The organism is Lentisphaera araneosa HTCC2155, assembly GCF_000170755.1.
GTDB lineage: Bacteria > Verrucomicrobiota > Lentisphaeria > Lentisphaerales > Lentisphaeraceae > Lentisphaera > Lentisphaera araneosa.
This window is the reverse complement of record NZ_ABCK01000002.1, coordinates 86,505-107,077: the sequence shown is the minus strand read 5'-3', so window position 1 is coordinate 107,077 and position 20,573 is coordinate 86,505. Positions and strand designations below refer to the sequence as shown.

The following is a 20,573-nucleotide window of genomic DNA, read 5'->3' as shown; positions in this document are numbered from 1 at the left end:
TCTAGGATCCCCCTGCGCTTTTTACTGCAATTTGAGGATCAAGCATCTGTTTACACAAGATGGAAACAAGGAGATAAAATGAGAAAAATATTACTGGTATTCGGGACTCGTCCTGAAGCAATAAAAATGGCTCCCTTGGCACTGGAACTAAAAAAATCTGCGCACCTGAAAGTAAAAATCTGTGTCACGGCTCAGCATCGTGAAATGCTCGATCAAGTAATGACTTCCTTCGGTTTAAAAGCAGATTATGATTTAGACCTCATGCGTGCGGGTCAAAATTTAAATAGCATTACTTCTGATGTTGTGATGGAACTCAAGCCAGTTCTTCATGACTTCAAACCTGATTTAGTTTTAGTCCATGGTGATACTACAACCACAATGGCGGCATCTTTAGCTGCGTATTACGAGCAAATCCCCGTTGGTCATGTTGAGGCTGGCTTGCGGACTCATAATATCTACAGCCCCTGGCCTGAAGAAATTAACCGCCAATTAACGGGTAGAATTGCCAGCTATCATTTCGCTCCCACCGAAGAAGCTGCCATGAACTTGATGAAAGAAGGTGTGGATCGTGAAAAGATTTATGTCACGGGTAACACGGTTATCGATGCCCTACTATTCAAAGTAGAGAAAATACGCAATGACCTCGAACTGAACCAGGGCTGTCATCAAGCTATTTACAAATCTGGGTATGACCTTGATACAGCTAGGAAATTCATTTTAGTTACAGGTCATAGGAGAGAGAATTTTGGTCAGGGTTTTGAAAATATATGTCTGGCACTTAAAGATCTTGCCAAGCGCAATCCCAATATTGATTTTGTCTACCCAGTACATCTCAATCCCAATGTAAAAAAACCAGTAGAACAGCTGCTCACGGGCGTATCCAATATACATCTGATTGCACCTCAGGATTACGAACCCTTTATCTACCTCATGGATAATTGTTTGCTAATCATGAGCGACTCAGGTGGGATTCAGGAGGAGGCTCCAAGTCTAGGTAAGCCCGTTCTAGTGATGCGCGATACAACCGAGAGACCTGAGGCTGTAAAGGCCGGAACGGTTAAACTTGTGGGTACTGAAGTCGACGCTTTAGTTAAGGAAACTCAGCAGCTGATTGATGACTCCAAACTCTATGAAAAAATGAGCCGAGCTCACAATCCCTATGGCGATGGAACTGCCAGCAAACGAATTTTAGATATAATTTTAGCCAAAAGAAAAGAGGTAGCAAATGTTTAGCAAGAAATTATTAATTGGGCTGACCCTTATGAGTATGGCAACAGCCCTCAATGCCCAGCAAAACGGTAAAAAATTTAAGTATGATGGGGAACGTTATTACTCAATAGAAAAAGGCCCTGAACTAAGCCTAGAATCAATTCGGTTAGGCTATAACTATGTTGACTTAAGTGACGGCTTGGATGATGTCAATAATTACAGTGTTTTAGCTCGAATGAGTCTTGGCGAGCAGTGGAAACTGGGAGCTGAAGTATTTTACACAGATTTCTATGATCAGGCCATTGGCGGTGGAGCTTTTGCGGAATACAAAATTGATGGTCATTGGAGCCTCTATGGTGATTTATTTTTAGGAAGTGAAGGTAATGACATCCCCAAGCATAACTGGGCGACTGGAATCGTTTATGACGATAAAGTAAGTCGTGTCTACAGGGCCACATACCGCAATAAACGTTTTCGTAATAATCAGTCCATCTCGCTTTTGAGTATGGATCTTGTCCAGTATTTCACTGCTCAGCACGAATACTTCTCTGTGGGGCAAATTAATATCACACCCGAATACCTTGATCAAGACAGTAAAACTGGCTACAGCGCAAGTGCGCATTATAGCTATGGCAAGATACATGATTGGCGTTTAGGTGGTGAATTTCTTATTGGCAAATCAAATTACATCTCTGTAGTGGATAAAATCACCGAGGTGAAGCAAGATATCTGGGGCTTTAGTTTAGAAGCAGGAAAGTTCCTTAAAAAAGACCTGGAGCTTGGCGTTGAGTATGCATATACAGATGTGGAGTCCTATCACTCCCATTCAATCTTGATAAGCGCTACATGGTTGTTTTGAAATGATATTCTTTTTTATCTATATTCTAGTGGGGCTCATTTTACTTAGGTCCTTATTCATGACTTTTTATACTCTCTCAAATAATGAAAAAAACATTGATGAGGGATTGGAAATTGATGAGGAGTACAACCCAAAGGTTTCCGTTCTTGTTCCGGCACATAATGAAGAGGCTGTTATCGAAGGTTGCCTAGAATGTATGAATAAACTAGATTATAAAAAAGACCAATTGGAGGTAATTATTCTCAATGATCGCTCCAGTGATGGTACCAAAGATTTAATCGATAATTTCTTACGCAAAAACCCCAAAAGTCATATTCGAGCTCACCACCGCCCCATGAGCGCCGAGCCGGGTAAAGCTGCAGCCATGAAAGAGATTATTGCGACCCTGAAGTCAGAAATCATTGTGATCTTTGATGCTGATTACCTTCCTCAAGCAGATTTGATTAAACGCCTCATAAATCCTTTCAAAGATCCTGAGGTTGGCGCCACGATGGGGCGAGTTGTTACCTACAACGCCAATGCCAATATTATGACGAAACTCATTGATTTGGAAAGACGCTCAGGTTATGCAATCGACCAAAATGTAAGAAATCATTTTGATCTGCTACCGCAATTTGGTGGTACTACTGGAGGTATTCGATTGAGTGCATTAGAAGACGTAGGGGGATGGGACACTCGAACCCTCACAGAAGATACTGACTTGACCTACAAGCTTTATCTCAATGGCTACAAAATCAAATACCTCAATGCGGCAGCCTGCTTCGAAGAAACGCCGGAAACCTGGCAGGCTAGGTACAAGCAAGTGCGTCGCTGGGCTTATGGTCACAATGACTGTATGATTAAGCACTTTATTCCAACACTCATGCATACGGATAAAAATCTGTTGAGAAAACTGGACGCGCTCCTGTTGCTGACTATTTATGCAGCTCCAGCGGCATTACTGGTTTTATCCATTGTAGCTTTTTTATTTGGTAATATAAGCGTGAATATGTCAGCTTCCCTCATTACTTTATTTTTATTGTTTTGTGGATTTGGCAATTTCAGTCCTTTCTTTCAAATGTTTGCCGCTTGCATCAAAGATCGGCAACCTCATTGTATTCGCTACATTCCCTATATTTTTGTATCGTCTACAATTAGTATGCTAGCTTCCACTCATGCCCTTCTTTTGTTGCCTATTGAAAAGCTGGGACTTAAAAAATCTTTGAGCTGGGATAAAACACTTAGGTATAGGAAAAAGGCTATCTCATGATTGTTTTTATCTTAATTGCTTGTCTGTATCTCATGATTCAGTTTTCTCAGCATAGCCTTTTGAAAAAATTTAATCATTGCAGTCGGCTCAACTTAGACGAAAAACAAAAACTTATTTGCATAAAAAAAATTACCTTTACACATGGCTTAGTCCTTTTGTTTGGCTCAATAATTTTTTATTTTAGCTTACAATTCAGCCCCAAAAATCATATGTCTAATCTTCTTGTTGACCCACAAACAAAAACCTGGGTCACGGGACTTGTTATGATGGCTTTTTTGCTAACTTTAAGGTGGCTCACATTGAATAAAAAAGACTCATTATTTTACCCAGTTTTGAGCTTTGTCATGATTATTATTTTACTTGCGGGCCTAAAAGACATGATTCAACCCGAACTTGTAAAGCAATTTGGCTATTATTATTTCTTTAGTCAAACTATTATTTTTATTGCTTTTGTTATAGCCATGATTTTTTCGTCTATTTATTTTTTCAAACGACAAGTAATAATTCACCTATTAAGATTGTATCTTTTTGCTAGCTTGAGTAATATTTTGGCCTTTGTAATTTCACAGTACCTGGCTCATTATTTGTACTCTAGTTTATATTTTATTACTTGTATTGCACTTTCAATTTATCTGCCCATGTGGCTCTCCTTGGTCAACCTTTGTCACATCTTTAATGACTACGATAACTTGGATGATGATTCAAGTGTGCAGGAAATTCAAGCATGACCAAGTCTATTGGTATCGCCTTATGTGTAATTGCTGCATTAGCTGCTTTTTTTATTTCAAATCACAATAATCAACACGAAGAAATTGAGCCTCAAATAAAAGAAATTAAAACGAACAAAAAAGACTTGAAAGAAAAAGAAAAACCAGCTTTAAGAATGAGCAAAGCACTTAAAGAAACACCTTCAATCATAGAAGCTGAAGCTCGTCTTGAAGAAAAAAAGCCAAGAGTAAAAATAAGAGGTGAAATCAGCACTCCAAGAATAGAGGCTGTTGACATTAGTGAACAAACTAAAGTTCACAATGAAAATATTGACGAGTTGAGAAAAGTCAGTCAATCTATTGAAAAAAATGTTTTGAAGAAATACACACCATTTCTCATGGGCCTTGATGATGAAAAATCATTAGAAGTCTATGAGGTTTTATTTGATCACCACATGAATATATTCGATAAAGTTGCTGCTCAGGAGAACATCGACATGAACGCTGAAAAAACTGCGCGAGATAATAAAATCAAAGAGCTTATAAATGAAAATGAGTTTAAAAAATACCAGCTTTTTATTAGTCCAGATCTGTAATAATATTTAATTCTCAACACAAAGTTATCTTAATCAGTTCTTTTCTGGTTGAGTTACCTCTTACCCTCTGAATTAGGCATTAGATAAATTCCATGAAATGGATGACGAGGAAATGGAGTCTGTGGATGATCTAAATATACGGTTAAAGAGGAAGGCTCTTTTGAAGCTTGCAAGATCACCTATGAAGCTCTTCATTTACAATGATAATTTAGATGTAAATTTATTGCTAAATTATGTAATAAGAGAAGGCAATGACGAAACTTATCTAACTGTGATGCAGACAATCATACAACCCTTTAAGTTAACTGGCGAAGAAGTCAAGCATAATTCATTTAGCTGAACAGAACCGAATCTATAAATTGGCATAAGAAAGTCAAAAGAAGCTGCCATAAGATTTATTAAATATCTATAACCTTAATTTTTTTTTATGATTTTTATATGATTTGGGACAACTGATAATAAGTCTTCAGAAAATTGTCTAGGATTTACAATAATTATTTTCAATGTTGGAATATGGCGTAGTGGCTTAAGGTCCCTCACAAAAGTTCTTCGAATGTCTAAAGTTTCAATTTTACTGCCATAGAGGTAGGTCAAGTCTTTGACTTCGCTATTGCTGACATCTAGGTGTTTGATGGGGATATAGGGAAGAAGGAGTATTCGGCCAAACTTGTCGGTGATGCCAAGGTTAGCAAAATTATCGCCGCTTACTTTTAAGTGTTGATTTTTTTTGTCGTATTGAAAAGTTCGTTCACGCCAATGATCGTTCCACAGCATGAAGGCTTCCTCAAGGACGAGTTCATAATTATTGAAATCTGCGCGTGTTTTGAGATCATAGGCAATGGCGCGATAAGCGGTGGCCTGAGTTGCAGGGCCAAATTCTCGTAAGCCCTTAAGGGCGGCAACAAAAGTTGTGAGTGGGACGTTTCTGCCATTATAGTCTTGAGCTTCTTTGAGAGCCGTATTCAGGCTCATTTTTAGGTATTTAAATTTGTGGCTTTCAGCGAGGTACTGCTGAGCTTCTTCATATCTTTGAAGAAGGAATAAACTGATAAGCGATATGTCTTTTAGTGATTTGTCGTCCGGATTTTGCTCCAGTTTATACTGCGCACCTTTTAAGGCACTTTGTAATAATTTTTCAGGGATGTTTGCGTAGTTCGCATTATTGAAAATTTGAGCTTGTCCAAGTAACACACCTGAGAATTCTTTTTTAACTTTGGCACCCTGTGCTTTGGCTCTCTTGTAAAGAGCAAGTGCTTGTTGATGCTTGAAGGCATTTTCTTCAGCCTCAACACGAGCCAATTGTTCAGATTTCCAGCTTTGCTGGAGATTGCTAATAAACACGGCGGTAGAGCTTATGATAAGAATAATGAAAAGTAGAGCCTGAATACAAATTGTTTTGTTACGTCGGAAAAAAAACAAGGCTTCCTTTACTAAGCCTGGATTTTCGGCATTGGTGACGTAGCCATCGAGGTATTTGACGAGGTCATTTTTCAAGTCGATCACAGATTGGTAGCGATCTTCTGGTTTTGTTGAAAGTCCCTTCATAATTATTGAAGACAAGCCTTCTGATAAATGAGTTAATTCTTCTGGTTTTTTTATATCTCCCAAGGCAGTTTGTGTTAGGGCGATAGTGACACCTTTGGATGTTATAATAGGTTCAAATGTGACTAAATGATAAAGTAATGCAGACAGACTATAAACATCGCTTATGATGGAGGCTTGCTCACCTATAATTTGTTCTGGAGCCATGTAACCAGGAGTACCTTTCACAAGTGAAGAATCTTCTTCGATTAGGTCTAGTTCAAGGAGGTCACGATTAAGGTTTTGTGATTTGCGACCACCAAAAAATTTGGCAAGCCCCCAGTCACAGACAATGACTTCACCATATTCCCCGATTTGGACATTTGCGGGTTTAATGTCCAAGTGCAAAATATTGATTGAATGGGCATAGGCAATAGCGTCGCAAATTTTGATAAAAAAATCGATAAGAACTTTACGAGGAAAGCGCCGAAGATAGGATTCGTCCTTATTTTTTAGACGCCTAAGAATGTGTTCTAAACTATCTTCCGTTTGCAGGTCCATGGTGAAGAAAGGGATGTTTTCTGTGTTAATGCCAATTTCATGAATGTTAATTATATTGGGATGATCCAATTGAGCTGTGATCCAACTCTCGCGGATAAAGGAGTCGTGATCAGAAGAACCTGCTTTCGTACGGGGGAGAGCCATAGCGAGGTAGCGACGGGCTCGGTTATCATAAACGCGAAGGATTTTTTTGGCTCCACCACGCCCCACTTCTTCTTCAGGGGTGTAGCGTTCTTGCTGAGCACTGAGGTAATCTAAGGAAGACTCGTGATCACTCTGGCTTGGGGTGTCATCAGCTAAAACTTCCCCATAGAGCTCACTCAAGTTTGAGTCGAGGTCATCAGGGACATCTTTAAGGATGTTATTCATTGGGGCTATTAAAACTCCAGTTCTTGGACGAGGTGTTTGAGGCGGCGACCAAATTGTTCTTTAACGCGGTTTTTGAGGGTGTAAACGGAGCCGATGGTGATATCCATTTGTTCGGCAATGGCTTCTGCAGGAACTTGCTCGAGGCTGAGTTTAAAAACTTTTATTGCAGTTTCAGATAATTGTGACTCTAAGCTCTCTAGTGTGATTTTGACCATGTGCGTACGCCATTCGCGGTCAATAATTTTCTCGAATTCAGTTTCGGACATGGATTCTAGCAGTTCCAAGACTTCGGCGCCCTTTTCTTGTCGCTTGTTATAGCGTTGTTCTTTAATGAGGCAATCGGTAGCGGAATTACGAATAACGCGAGTCAGCCAACTGCGGAATTTACCTTTTTCCTTTGCGTAGAGCTCTAGTTTGGACCATAAATTCAGGAGAATTTCTTGAGCTAAATCATCGATGAGGTTTTGCGGAACCTGCATTTGATTGAGCATGTAGAAAATGAATTTTTTGTATGAGTCGACAAACTCTTCCCAGGTTTCGTTGTCACGGGAGTTTTGAGCCCTTTGAATTAAGGTATGTCTCGTATTCCAGTCGCTCATGTCTTACCTATTTTCGTTTTGGTTTTTTCACTCTAATTATTATATAACATGAGTTTATAATTTTCGATACAAATTTGCTGAAAGTTAAACTTAATTAAGTACTGGTGGACAGAGATAGCTTTAAGGATGGTGGAGTTTGTCTTTCTGATTGAGTTAACCACGGATGAACACCGATTAACACGGATAGCTTTAAGGGTAGTCGAGTTTGTCTTTTGGATTGAGTTAACCACGGATGAACACCGATTAACACGGATAGGGACTGAATAAATTGTGGATTCGTCTAACTGTTGAAAGCTTATTCTCAATGACAAAAGGCAAATTATACCTGGGACCGCTGAGCTCTAGCTCGGCATTTACCGAAAAAACTATATTAATCAACCACGGAAAATCACGGAATAACACAGAAGCATCTGAGTAAATCTGGGGATTAAATACACTCAATTAAAACTCTGTATCTTCACGGTCTCACAGTGAGCAAAGCGAACGGTCTTACAATGAAATGGTCTTACAATGAAATGTTCTTACAATGAAATGTTCTTACAATGAAATGGTATTGTAGCGTAGCGGTCTATATCAGCCATCTTAGAACAGCACAAAAATATCCGTGTTTATCCGTGTTTATCCGTGTTTATCCGTGTTAATCAGTGGTAACAGTCTTTAGACACAAAAAAGCGGAGTCGAAATGACCCCGCTTTTATCAATGAAACTTAATTATTTGATTTTAAGCGTCACGCTTTGCTTAGTATCAAACTTTCTGCCAGTGAGGCTGACTTTCCAAAGATTCTTACCAGCTTTTGCGATGCCCGCAATTTTGCAGTTTTCTGCGGAACCCGCAGTGAGTTCTTTCTCTGAGTAGAACACGAGGTCACCATTTTGAGCACCGGCATCAGTAAGATTTATTTTTACCATGCTCTTAGTCGTGAAGATCTCTTTGATCTCAGTTGCACCAATAGAGAGGTGAAGGTTGGAACCGACGAGCTGAGGAGCGCCGCCCTTGATTGGTGTGAAGCGGAGAAGCTCAGAAGCATTTTTAGCGAGAGCTTTTGCCGTGTAGCTATCCTTTGTGTAGCCCGTTACTTCGTTCTTCCAGAAGTCGTAAATCGCGCACTGAGTATCAGCTGGGAGGCCTGCATCTGCAAAGTCGAGAGCGATATCGTGAGATTTCTCTTTGTCGGAATTATACAAATTGTAGACGGCGAAATTACCGAATGTACGCTGGGCATTAAAACCAAAGACTGAGTTTTCTGCAGATTTACCGAGAGTGAGTAAACGTGAGTTTTCCGCACTACCTGGACGCATGATTTCGTAGTTGCGCCATACAGCTTTTACGTCGTCCTTATTGATAGGCTCAGAAATCATTGCTGTACCACCTGTGAGGGCGACAGTGTTGTGCCAAGTTTTCCACATATCTTCACCCTGAGGCGTGTAGCCCACACGGCGTGAAGGAAGTTTGACATCGAGGTAAGAAACGTCGGCATCGTTGTTCCACCAAATGCGGTTAAAGATTTGGAAGCGGAGCACGGATTCGAGGCAGTGAGAGAAGTGAGCCGGGTGAGAATCTGGTCCGACACGAGCCGCATTAACAAAGCCGATGACGCCACGAGTCGGCTGACCAAGGCAAGAGAGGATGTACATATCTTCACCCGCAGCATCGCGGTAAAGCGTGTAGAGATTACGGAAGGCTTGCAGGCGAGTGATTTTTGGATCGACATATTGATTACCAATGCCATTGAAGTCAATTTTGATGTAGCCGTAGCCATTGTCACGAGCTGTTTCGATTACCTGACGAAGGAATTTCTTTGACTTGGGGTGCGAGGGATTGATCCAGTTAGCGCCATCCGGGTGGAAGGGATTGGGATTCATGAAGCTAGAAATACCTTTGGCATTCGTTTGGATGGCTTCAGGATTAGCTTTTTTCCAAGGGTGCTCAGGATTCACCATGAGTGGAGCAAACCAAACGCCTGGGATCATGCCAGCTTCGCGAACTTTTTTAGCGACGCGAGACATATTGGAAGGGAATTTTGCATTGCCATTCCAGTTACCATCCATGATTTGGTAACCATCGTCAATTTGAACGATGCCCTTACCGAAAGTATTGGGGTTGGAATCGAGTGTTTCGAGCACGTCCATAACGTGAGCTTCGTCAATTTTAGTTGTGCGGTCGTACCAACTGCACCAGCCGTAGACGGGACCTTTGTTACTCAATGCTTTGTGTGTGTGTGCGACCCATTGAGTCCAAACATCGGTATTGGTTTTTGAATCTTCAAAGATGAAAAGCATTTCTTCTGAACGACGGCTCTCACCTGGCTCAACAAGGACGCGATCCATTTCGGCGTAGGCTTTGATTTCTTTGCCGCGGACTTCGATGCGGCAGTGAGCTTCTGCAGGTCCAGCGGGACCCATGAGGAAACTCTTGTCGTTATCAGTATTAACAAAGAGGGCGACTTCTTTAGCCGAGCCATTCATTTCCGCAAGGGTTTTGGCGTGGTCGTGCTGCATGAGCGGCGTGATGAGCCATTTTGCGGGATCTGCAATTCCGAATGAGCCAGAACCACCAATGGTATCAAAGAGGTCGATAACGGCGAGGTTCGCATTTTTATCGCTATGATTGTGGAAGATACCTTGAACAGTAAAAGCTTTGAGGTCCTTGAGCTGTTTAATCTTGAGTGTGAATTTATAATCTGCGTTATCCGCACCATAAAGAGCTTCAGTTTGAATGGCATCACCAAATGGTGTGCTCACAGTGGAAACAGAAACTTTGCCATTAAGTGGAAGGTTTTTTGTTCCAACGCGGTGGTTTTTGCCATCGACATTGTAGACGGCCGATGCACTGGCAGTAAAGTTAGCCGAGAAGTCGCTCTTAACTGTGTAGCTATCTGCTTTTGGGGTGAAGGTGGCTTCTGCGGCTGTTGCAGAAAGCATTGAAGCAATGAATAGAGAGCTGAAAAGCTTGAATCTATTTTTCTTAATCATATCGGGCTCCGATTTTGTGTGATAATTATTTCTTTATATATTAATACGAGATGGCTTAAGCCAATCTCAATGAGTTTGTGATATTTTTTTACTTGTGATTAAAAGCAAGGTGTTTGGCGCTTTGATACAAATTGATGAAAGTTTTTTAATTTTTTTTGAAGAGGTGGATTTTCTGGTCTCTTTTACGATTTAAGGGGGGGCAGGCTTAGTCAAAATAGTGGATATGATGCGCCCCATACGAAAAGGACGCTGCCCCTTAGTTTTTTGTCCAAGTGAATTTTGCAAAGATCACTTTTGTGATGTCGGCACCTGCTTTTGGGAGGATTTGGATTTTTTGAGCTTCAGACCAATTCTTGAGAGGGAAGTTGTGATGGCTATGGATGAATTTTTTGCAATCGAGGGTGATTTCCTGCCAATCATTTGAAGCGGTGATCTCGAGATCGTATTGATAACGGCCATTGACCTTCATGATGAGGTTTTGGGGCTGAGTGCAATAAAATTTGAATGTAAGTTGGGCGCCTTTAGGAGCCTGATATTTTGGGTCGCTAAATTGCTCGTTGCTGGTGCCGCGGTGTTTATTGAAGGGACGGAAACCCATGATGCCACCGACGCCTTCTAGTGGTGCGGTATCTGACCAAGCATTTTGAGACATTTCAGAAGAGGGTTTATCTGTGGCAATAGCCTTGCCGAGTTTTGCGGGGATCGCTGCTTCGAAATCACCAGAAATCACGATATTATTTTTGTAGCGAATATTCGCAAAAGCAAAGACATAGTCATCTATATTGAGGACCGGAAGATCGGCCTCCCAGCTATTGCCTTTTTTGATTGCGATCGCATCACGCCAGGCGCGTGTGTAGCTCACAGGATTTTTGAGGGCGTAATAAATCTTGACCGATTCAATTTCTTTAGGCGATGCAGGAGTGATGGTGTAGTGGGGCACACCCTCACTGTTTAAAGCAAGTGTTGAAACAGGGCGCTTAGGCCAAAAATGTTTTTTACCGAGCACATGTTTTTCGAGCCAGATTTTGTCATCGTCGCCGAGCTTTTCGGTATTATGATGGCCGCGCGCCTGGAGAGCGAAGTCCCAAGGAGTAGATTTCGGCAGATCTTTAAAAATGTGTTCACTGCGTTCGTGCCCGCCGTGGTGATCGTTGGTGCCATTGAGCCATAAGGCGGCTGCTTTTATGTAAGGTGCGTGAGCTTGGGGGGCAATGGATTTTAAGTAGAGTTTTTCCCCGGGAGTTTTTTCGGGGGATTTGGAAGGATTGTTGTAGAGCCAGACACTTTTTGTGCGGTAGTACTCAAGGTAGCCAATTCCGAAATAAGCGACGATTGCTTTGACGCGTTCATCCATGCCGAGGTTCCACATGATAGTCCCACCGTAGGAATAACCTTTGGCGCCAACGCGCTCGGTATCCACTTCTTTTTGTGTGAGTAGGTAGCTGAGGGCACGTCTTTGCAATGCATACCAAAGATAATCATCGGTTTGTTTGGGATCAGTGATGTAAGAGCCATCGGGCAGTTTACTCTTGATGCGGTAGCCCACTTTGGCATCGATATTGCCGTAGCGAAGTTTTTCAGGGTACTTGGTGTAATGAGCACGATCACCAGATTTACCACAGTAATCGTGAGCGAGTACCGCCCAGCCATCGTTGACATAAGACATGCTGATATGCGGGCGACCCATCCAACCATGCACATCCATGAGTGCAGGAGCTTTGTTCGCACCTTCTTTGACGGCGTATTTGCAGTAGATGCGAACTTCTTCTCCGAGCACGTAGGCGGAGATGTAGGACTCTTTGTGGTAGATCCCATCGCGAACTTCTTCGAGGATGATTTCTTCTTTAAAGGCACCTTTGTCGGGGTCAAAATCAGCCCAGAGCTGCTGGGGGTTTATGAGTGAGTTGTTTGATAATAAGGTGAAGGAAAATAAAAAACAGAGGAGAGTCGCGAACTTCATTTGAACCTTTTTTTGATTGGTTTTTTGCTAAGGAATAAGTTCTTAAGCAAAAAATAAAACTTTTTGATACAAAGTGACAAAATTTTTAAAGAAAAAAGCCTGCTTTTGTTAAAGCACATCCTGCGAGTGTCGTATCTATGTTTTAATGAGGCCTCAACTTGATCCGGAAAAACATTTTCTGGGTCAAAATTTACTATTTGGAACGTACATGAAGAAATATTATTATTACTTGGCAGAGAGTGATGAAGTGTATGAGTTTGATAAAAGGTTGGATTTTCGATCCTACCTAAGATCCATTGTGCCTGCACAAGATGATTTGGTCAGTGAAGATCAAGATCGTTGGGAGAAACCGGAAGCTTGGCTAAGGAAGAATTCTAAGAAGCGTAAAATTTCAACGACATCACGAACACGGGCACGTCGACCTATCCCCCAAAAAAGCAGTGGTGAGGCATTAAAAGTTTGCTTCATTTTATCATTTTTGATACTTGCTTGCGGAGTGGCGTATTTTTTCATTCCAGGTGTAAAACCATCATTAGAGCAGGCAGGCTTAGAATCCGCAGAAGAGAATTTGCGGGATCCGCAAATAAAAACTAAACAATTGATTGTTTTGGCTGGGCCAGCACTAGCAAAGGATGAGCAGAAAAATCTTTTGATGAATCCCCAGTCCTTTTCGGTTAAAGTTGGTAAGAATGAAATCTATTTTACAGATGATTGTCGGATCAATAAAATTATCGATACTAGCAATGGTCAGCAAGTTAGCATTCCGCACATGGGGGATGGGATCTTTACTGTAAAAGTTAAGAATGCTGGCAACAGTTATGCTGAGCTTGTACTGAATAAGGTGCGAAAAGAAGGCGAACATTTATTAATTGGCAATGGCAAGTTAGGCCTGTCTTTTAAGCTTGAAGCTAAAGCTGATTACCTGGCTTTACGCATGAATGACTTTTGGTCTGAATCAGGGCAGGAATTGATGTCTTGCGAGTTGAAATTTAATTGCCAAGATAAGCCTCGTATTATTTCCTTGGATTATATGGTGACGCATAAGTCTCATGGACCAAGTCATAGCCTGACATGGCCGTGGTTGTGGGGACGAAGTGAAGTGAACCCTCTTGGCGGCTTTGCCATCTATTTTCCCAAGAGCGACTTCCATGCTGATGAGACTTTGTTAGATATTTGGGTAGATGAAGCTTTGCCCCGCCCCGTTATTGAAGGTGAGTGGAGCAAAACTGTCGCTCGAAAGTGGCTGAAAGAGTGGCGAGCCAAGTTTGAAGACCAGAGCACCATGGTACTTCAGGCTTCCAGTTCCGGGGAACTCTATAATTTAACTGACTACGCTATCGAGATGGGCATGAAAAAAGTTTATTTGCACACAGATACTTGGCGCGGTGAATACTGGCCTCATAAAAATTCATTTTTACATATTAACAAAGATGTATTTCCCGAAGGAGAAAAATCTTTAAAAGAATATTCTCAGCATCTTAAATCAAAAGGCTTGCTATTAGCTTTGCACACGGTGAGTGGTGCTATCGGTAGTTATGATCCGGATTACTTGAAAGAAAGTGTCAGCCCAAAATTAGCTGTGTGGAATGAAGCTGTATTGCATTCCCCGATAGATGAGAAAGATACTGATGTTCTTATCAAAGTGGAGAAGGGCGCAGTCATTCCCAAGACCGTAGCGGGTCATGAGTGGTTTGCTCCTAACTCAAACTACAGTTGGCTGGATTTAAAGTGTTTTAAGGTAGGTGATGAGTTTCTCTTTCCAAGAGAAATTATTGACAATAAAAATGGCACTTGGCTTTTGAAAAACTGCAGGCGTGGAGGGATTGAAACCAAGGCTCAAAAACATGCTAAGGGTTCTCCCACGAAGGCTTATTACCGTCCTTATGGTCAGTCTTTTACAGCTGGAGTCGATAATGGCATGCTCGAAGATTTAGTTGCGAAGATCGCAAACTTTTATAATTCCAATGAAATCACTCATTTGGAACTCGACGGCTTAGAAATTCATATGTCTCGTCCTTGGGGGAGTCAAAAATTTGCGTGGTTACTCAACCAGAAAATTAACCATCAATATATGAGTAATACTTCGGGAGGTAAGCCCTTGCCCTTTCAGGTGGATTATTGGTTCAAGAGTTCTTCGAAAGTGATGGCGAATCATCCGACGGGTGGCGTGGCAGGTGGAGATGGCGTGCCGATCATTTCGCACAATTCGAAACGTCTAGCGACAAGCCCCTATGAGATTCACCTGAAACCAACTCAAAGGTTGGGGCAAAAGGGCAAGACGGTGAATTTTATGCGTCCGATTCCGATGTTTGGCGTCAGTGAAAAAGAGCTCAACAATTATGGGCTTAGTTCTTATCTTGCTGAGCAGGTGAAGAGCTGGAAAAAAGCCTTAAGTTCTGCGAGTAGTCGAGACCAAATGAAAGCTAAAGAATTGCCTGAGCAATTCAAAGCTCCTTTGGGCTATGCGACAAATCAACGAGCTTTTAGCGAACTCATTCGTCCTATTGCTCATGGTGCTGGTTTTGAGAAGTTTCGTGTGATGGGAAATAAGGATAGCATCAATTGGGGCTGGGGGCAGGAATATGGACCGCTAGTTCCCAAGGTTTATTTTCAGTCAAATGACAGAAAATCTATGAGTTTAGAAAATCCTTACGCCGACCAAGTTCCTGAATTTATCTTGCGAATTATGCCTTCATTTAATAAATCGGATAGGCCACTTGATGGTGCAAAAAGTCATGAAGAACTGCAAGAAAAAACGAAAGAGATTGTGGAGTCCTACCACAATGGAGCAGGCTTGGCCAATGCGAATCACCCTTTGAGTCAGGCGCAACAAATTTGGGCAGCTGAGCTAATTGCAGGTGAAAGCTGCAAACTGGGGAACTTCCTCATTAAACGAGAGTTTATCATTGATGATCTCACAAAGATTAATTTAGCGAATTACTACTTTCACACTGACGAGCATTCCTTAGTTCAATTAAACGGTGAGAGAGTTTTTCGAGGCGGTCATGGTTCAAAGACTTTGATGCTTGATATTTCAAAGTTCCTACGCCAGGGGAAAAATGAATTGATTGTTCAGGTCAATAATGGCAATAAACATTTAGCTAATTATGCATCTGCGATTGAGCTCCATTTAGAAGGTTCTAAACAAGTTTATCCGAGTAATAAGCAGTGGCTTTGCATGACTGATTTTGATCAACATTGGAATCACAAAGGTGAAGTGAAAGGTGAATGGCAGCCTTGTACTGAAGTTTCAACTTATGGTCAGGGGAAGTACACACGAGCCAATGTGAAGGCTGTGTACCAATCTCTAAATCTCATGCCCAAGAATCAAAAAGTTATCCATTCAAACAAAAATCAAGATTTAGCTCTTAGCAATGATGTCTTAGTTCTTACGCAGTCTGAATCAATTAGCAAAGATAAGTATTATGTGGACGACCGTCCCATGTGGTCGGTGCAGTCATCTATGAGAAAGGCTAGAGGCTTGAAAATGGTCGTAGAGGGTGATGCTTCAGGTGCTCTACTTGTGGTGACTTTGCGTGGCCGTGGTGAAAAGGATTATATTCTGCCGATAAATTTTAAAGGAGAGAAAGAAGTCGTCATTCCCTGTGGGGAAGTCGCCAGTTCAAATGCGAATTGGTCTTGGCGCACTGGAATTAACTATTTTGATTATAAGGATATTCATTCGCTGCGTTTGGGCTTTGGTAAAGTCTTAGCGGGTAGTAAGCCGAGAGTGAAAATTAAAGCTCTAGAACTGATGGAGGAACGTCAGGTTCAAGTAAATGAGATCCAAGTCACAGCGGGAAATAATAAGTTAGAGATAAAAGGGGCTTTCCAAACAGGGGAATACCTCTGGTACCAGGGAGGGGGTACAGTTGGGGTTTACGATCAAAATTGGAATAAACTTAGAGAAGTAAAAGTTGACTCTGCGAGCTTTGACTTAGCCCAGGGACATCACAATTTCAGCATCAAAACGGCTGGGGCAAGCCCTTTTATCGAAGCTCAGTTCTTCGTGAAAGCAAAGCTATAATTAATCACCAGCAGCTACACTCCAAATGCCATCCCAAGCAGAACTAGGGCCACCCGCACCAACAACTCGTGTGGAGAGCGGGTAGAGTGATTCGACATGGCCATCGGCAAATAGGTAATTAACATTGGATCTATTGTGGAGATTGAGTGTGGTGTTTGAAGAGCCGTCGTTGGATGAGCCATTGGCTCCATCATTGGTTTGAAAGTCTGCCCTATGTGTAAAGAAACCTATGCCTTGACGAGAGGCACCACTACTGGTGTCGACTTCTGTTAAAGCCATGGTTCCTGTGGGGTCGGGAAGGTCGGATATTTTACGGTAGGGAGAGCCTCCTACTATACGATAACCATAATGCGGAACAGCTAGGTTAGTCATAGTCGCATCATTGGCATTTCCAGCAGGCATGGCATAAGTTCCTGTGTAGATTGTTCCTATGATTTCAGGCTGTCGAGCACTTGGGCAACGCATGGAGTCTATTTTTTCAGTGCTATCCCAAAATCCACTAGCCGTCTTAGTTGTCAGGTAGCTTCTAATAAGACTATCCCAACCATCTATTGAGCCATTTATGTTGGCATAAGGAATTTTTTCATCTTGATCACCATGGTACATGAGAATGCCGATGCCTAGTTGCTTCATATTATTTTTACAGGAAGCTTGTTTTGCTGATCCGCGGGCAGATTTCAGCGATGGCATCAAGAGCGATGCGAGAATTCCAATGATCGCAACCACGACCAAGAGCTCAATTAGACTGAATTGTTTATTTTCCATTTTTTCCCATTTGCTTGAAAGTAATATATCTTAGAAAGCAAGCGAAAAAAACTTTTGCTACAAATTCGGCAAAAAAGTTGATAAAATTATAAAAACTCATTGAGATTTATGTAACTTCTTTATTTTTAGGTTATTGAGTCTTTTTTTAGGGTGAGTTTATGACCTTTTCGATTTGGCGGATTTGACTATCCTTAAACTGTTTTTTGTGAAGAATGACTTTCTTGATTCGTGGCTATTTTAACTTTTTAATCACAATCATCCCATAAATTTCTGAATTAGCTCATATCGCTTAATGTTTGTGCGTGTTAGCTATTATTTTCGTTGAAGGGGTTTGACGGTTTTAATTAAAACTGGACTTAATCAAACACATGCTGTCCCATAGAATGCCTTATCAAAGTTTGGTAGATACGCTTGATCTGGAACGGCTTTGATCTTTGGCGGATCACTGACTGTCCCACAAGTTTTTAAAAGTGAAGACAAATCGAAATAGCTCCATAACACTCCCCGTATTAAAGTCGTAATTCTTGAGAAGGAATGTGGCCATTGAGATCTGAAAGCTAGAAACCTTAGTAAAACATAGGTAAGCAGAGCAGTCCAAACTTGCCATTGAATTGCATTTTTGTTATGTCCTAAAAAATCAGCTAACTTCAAGTTTTGTTTTAATTGCTTAAAGAAAACTTCAATGCCCCATCGCGATTGATAAATAGAAGCGATAGAGCTTGGTGCCCACTGTAAATTATTGCTTAGAAATTTCAGGACCTTCATTTTTCCATCAATCTCAACATTAGCGGCAACCAAACGGAGTATTTTGGGATAATGTTTTTCGGTATTCACACCATTCAGTTTAATGAGTTGATCTGATATAATATTACTTTTAGAGGATCGTTCCTCGATTATATCATAAGTCATATTGTCTTTAGAACGGGTCACCCAATTGACTCCCCGGATATCAAGATGATAAAGGTGTTTGAAATCGACATAAGCTTTATCGAACACAACGATTTCACTGTCTTTAATAGTAGCACACATCTCCTTGGCTTCTGTGAATCGTGAGTATTAGCTTCTTTAACAATTGCATAGGAAGGTAAAAAGGTCTGAAGGTTTAATTGCATATGACATTTAGCCGCAGCTTTGCGGCGACGATGTTTAGCCCAGTTCAAACAATGCGCTACTAACTGAATTGTCGTAGAATCAACCGCATATACGGCTCTTTTGAAACGTTTTGGGAAGTTTGAATTCTGTTTATCTAAACCAAAGCTAGGAAGTTGAGACTGCAGTGAATTTAAAACTTCCCAAAACAAATCTTCCGCCATTGCTGCATCCCGTGTTCGGTTGGCATTAGAGAAAGTGTTTCTTTTGGGTGCTGTCGCACCTCTAATCTGAAATAATGCACTGGAGTGATAATGTAAACCATCACATACATCATTTAAACTTAAAGCATGAGAGAGCTGAGTATATAATAAACTTACGACGTGACTCCACGAACTAAATTTTCGGGTCTTTATTCCATGCTTCTTAGCAAGTTTATTGACTATGTGAGGTGGAATTAATTGGCAGATCTGTTTTAAGGTCGATAAATTACTCTTGTTTGGCTTCATTGTAGTTCCTTTATTTGTGGTAATCTAAAGTACTCAATGAAGTCAGACTTACTTTCAGTTAGTCCAAATTATAATTTCTTATGGGATGACTGTGCTTTTTAATCAAGTTATAGCAAAACAATGCGCTAGCTAGGTTTTGCCCCTTGGCGCTTTTGAGCTTGTCTAGTTCAAATTGATAGACATGTCCTTGACTCAACTCTGGGAAAGTTATTTCTAAACTCATGCCATCTTGACTTATACTAATTTTTGAAGGCTTAAGCTTTGTTTCGTTTTTCCGTGGCGAACCATATTTAGAGTTATAATCGAAACGATATTTTTTGACGAGATAATTCGATGCTTCAGACGCTGTTTTTTCGTCTAGTTTCTGAGTGAAATTTATGCGAAAGCCATTGGGGATTTGTTTAACGCTAAGGACATCAAAATCGGTTTTGCCATCCCAGGTTATTTTCTTTATGCCTTCATCGCCAGCCCAGGAGAGGTGAGTCTTACCAACCCATAAAGCGCCGTCTTTATCGAAAGCGAGGCGATTATTGCCATTTCCCAGATCATTGCCATCGAGAAATGGAATGAGGGTGCCCTGAACGGTGCCATTGACTTCATCGGGAATGAAGCGTAAGAGACGCTTGAGGTTCATTTCACCCACAAACAATTGATTAGAAAATGGACCAAATTTTCCTTTGGTATCATCGAGAAGCGGTTGAGTCGGGCTGTTAGCTAAAATGCCTTGTGGGAAGAGGGCCGCCGCGGGCTGACGCATTTCGTCGAGTTCTTTTACGGGGATTTTTTTAGGGTCCTTGGTCCAATTTTTCTTCCAAATTAATGATGCTGGGTGACCGTGAAAGGCGCCCTCACGGATGTGATGTAGCTTACTGGTTCCGAGCCAGTCTCCCTGATTATCACTTACAAAAAGACGACCTTTGTGGTCAAAACCCAAGCCATTGGGAGAACGCACACCAGACGCATAGGGGGTAGCATTACCTTTGGAATCAATTTTCATAATCCAACCGCGATAGGGGACGCAGCTATACATGCGAGTGACTGTTTTTTTAACGAGTTTTTGGTTATATTTGCCCTCAAGATTTTTTTTCTCGATGTCGTAGCTGAGGAATTTTCCTCTTGGTTCTGCGAGAATGCCACCGTTATTTGAGGCGACATTGAGGCCGATGTAAAAGTTGCCATCGCTATCTTGGACTGGACCAAAATTAAATTCATGGTAATTGCCGGAGAGGCCAAAATCGTCGTTAAACTTCAGGTATGTATCAGCCTTGCCATCTTTATTTGAATCAATCACACGCGTTAGTTCAGGGCGTTGCATGACCATGAGTTCGTGATTGTTAATGGCCAGCATGCCCAAAGGAAGGTGAAGCCCCTCTGCAAAGAGTTTCCACTCTTTAATAATTGGGTTGTAGGTGAAAATTTTTCCGTAGTTGAATGATACGGCCAAGCGCCCATCGGGCATAAATGCCATTCCACCGATTTGGGCATCAACACCTTTTGGAGTGTCGATTCGCTCTATTTGATAACCGGCACTTAGTTGTACAGAAATTAGGAGGCTTATGAATAGGAATAAGTATTTCATA

13 protein-coding genes and 1 pseudogene are annotated in these 20,573 nt (G+C 41.4%); 7 read left to right on the top strand and 7 right to left on the bottom strand.

Annotated elements, in window-relative coordinates; translation table 11 throughout:
• Positions 1–78: 78 nt before the first annotated feature.
• The 6 genes from wecB to LNTAR_RS01965 all read left to right on the top strand — a co-directional run bounded on the left by wecB (position 79) and on the right by LNTAR_RS01965 (position 4,960).
• Positions 79–1,233, top strand: a complete 1,155-nt coding sequence (gene wecB, locus LNTAR_RS01990; protein WP_007276912.1) for a non-hydrolyzing UDP-N-acetylglucosamine 2-epimerase — start codon at positions 79–81, stop codon at positions 1,231–1,233.
• Between the two features lie 28 nt (positions 1,234–1,261).
• Complete coding sequence (locus tag LNTAR_RS01985) at positions 1,262–2,068, top strand: TonB-dependent receptor (protein ID WP_238527703.1); 807 nt, start codon at positions 1,262–1,264, stop codon at positions 2,066–2,068.
• A gap of 58 nt (positions 2,069–2,126) precedes the next feature.
• A complete protein-coding gene (locus tag LNTAR_RS01980) occupies positions 2,127–3,317 on the top strand; it encodes a glycosyltransferase family 2 protein (RefSeq protein WP_007276948.1) in 1,191 nt (396 codons plus the stop codon).
• A 299-nt stretch (positions 3,318–3,616) separates the two neighbouring features.
• Positions 3,617–4,045 (top strand): hypothetical protein, encoded by a 429-nt coding sequence (locus LNTAR_RS27820; RefSeq protein WP_238527704.1) that lies wholly within the window; start codon positions 3,617–3,619, stop codon positions 4,043–4,045.
• Positions 4,042–4,620, top strand: a complete 579-nt coding sequence (locus tag LNTAR_RS01970) for a hypothetical protein (protein WP_007276947.1) — start codon at positions 4,042–4,044, stop codon at positions 4,618–4,620. The genes LNTAR_RS27820 and LNTAR_RS01970 overlap by 4 nt, the downstream gene beginning before the upstream one ends.
• A 181-nt stretch (positions 4,621–4,801) precedes the next feature.
• Positions 4,802–4,960: a hypothetical protein gene (locus LNTAR_RS01965; RefSeq protein WP_157473140.1), complete on the top strand. Its 159-nt coding sequence runs from the start codon at positions 4,802–4,804 to the stop codon at positions 4,958–4,960.
• A 74-nt stretch (positions 4,961–5,034) separates the two neighbouring features.
• Here LNTAR_RS01965 and LNTAR_RS01960 read toward each other — a convergent pair whose 3' ends face one another.
• The 4 genes from LNTAR_RS01960 to LNTAR_RS01945 all read right to left on the bottom strand — a co-directional run bounded on the left by LNTAR_RS01960 (position 5,035) and on the right by LNTAR_RS01945 (position 12,603).
• The gene (locus LNTAR_RS01960) at positions 5,035–7,071 is read right to left on the bottom strand and encodes a serine/threonine-protein kinase (RefSeq protein WP_007276945.1); all 2,037 of its coding nucleotides are present in this window, start codon (positions 7,069–7,071) and stop codon (positions 5,035–5,037) included.
• Positions 7,072–7,079: 8 nt separating this feature from the next.
• Complete coding sequence (locus LNTAR_RS01955) at positions 7,080–7,670, bottom strand: RNA polymerase sigma factor (RefSeq protein WP_007276944.1); 591 nt, start codon at positions 7,668–7,670, stop codon at positions 7,080–7,082.
• A gap of 711 nt (positions 7,671–8,381) precedes the next feature.
• A complete protein-coding gene (locus tag LNTAR_RS01950) occupies positions 8,382–10,643 on the bottom strand; it encodes a glycoside hydrolase family 36 protein (protein WP_007276943.1) in 2,262 nt (753 codons plus the stop codon).
• Positions 10,644–10,899: 256 nt separating this feature from the next.
• Positions 10,900–12,603, bottom strand: a complete 1,704-nt coding sequence (locus LNTAR_RS01945; RefSeq protein ID WP_007276942.1) for an alpha/beta hydrolase family protein — start codon at positions 12,601–12,603, stop codon at positions 10,900–10,902.
• A 208-nt stretch (positions 12,604–12,811) separates the two neighbouring features.
• Here LNTAR_RS01945 and LNTAR_RS01940 point away from each other — a divergent pair, with 208 nt between their 5' ends.
• On the top strand, positions 12,812–16,630 hold the full coding sequence (locus LNTAR_RS01940) for a hypothetical protein (RefSeq protein ID WP_040914077.1): 3,819 nt from the start codon (positions 12,812–12,814) through the stop codon (positions 16,628–16,630).
• On the opposite strand, the gene LNTAR_RS27010 is transcribed toward LNTAR_RS01940, so the two are convergent.
• The 3 genes and pseudogenes from LNTAR_RS27010 to LNTAR_RS01925 form a co-directional block, all read right to left on the bottom strand.
• Positions 16,631–17,395 carry a DUF1559 family PulG-like putative transporter gene (locus LNTAR_RS27010; RefSeq protein WP_007276941.1) on the bottom strand — a complete coding sequence of 255 codons (765 nt, stop codon included), beginning with the start codon at positions 17,393–17,395 and terminating at the stop codon, positions 16,631–16,633. It abuts the gene before it with no gap.
• A 360-nt stretch (positions 17,396–17,755) separates the two neighbouring features.
• Positions 17,756–18,993 (bottom strand): annotated as a pseudogene (locus LNTAR_RS26450) (IS4 family transposase).
• A 58-nt stretch (positions 18,994–19,051) separates the two neighbouring features.
• The gene (locus LNTAR_RS01925) at positions 19,052–20,572 is read right to left on the bottom strand and encodes a DUF7133 domain-containing protein (protein ID WP_007276937.1); all 1,521 of its coding nucleotides are present in this window, start codon (positions 20,570–20,572) and stop codon (positions 19,052–19,054) included.
• Between the last annotated feature and the right edge of the window lies 1 nt (position 20,573).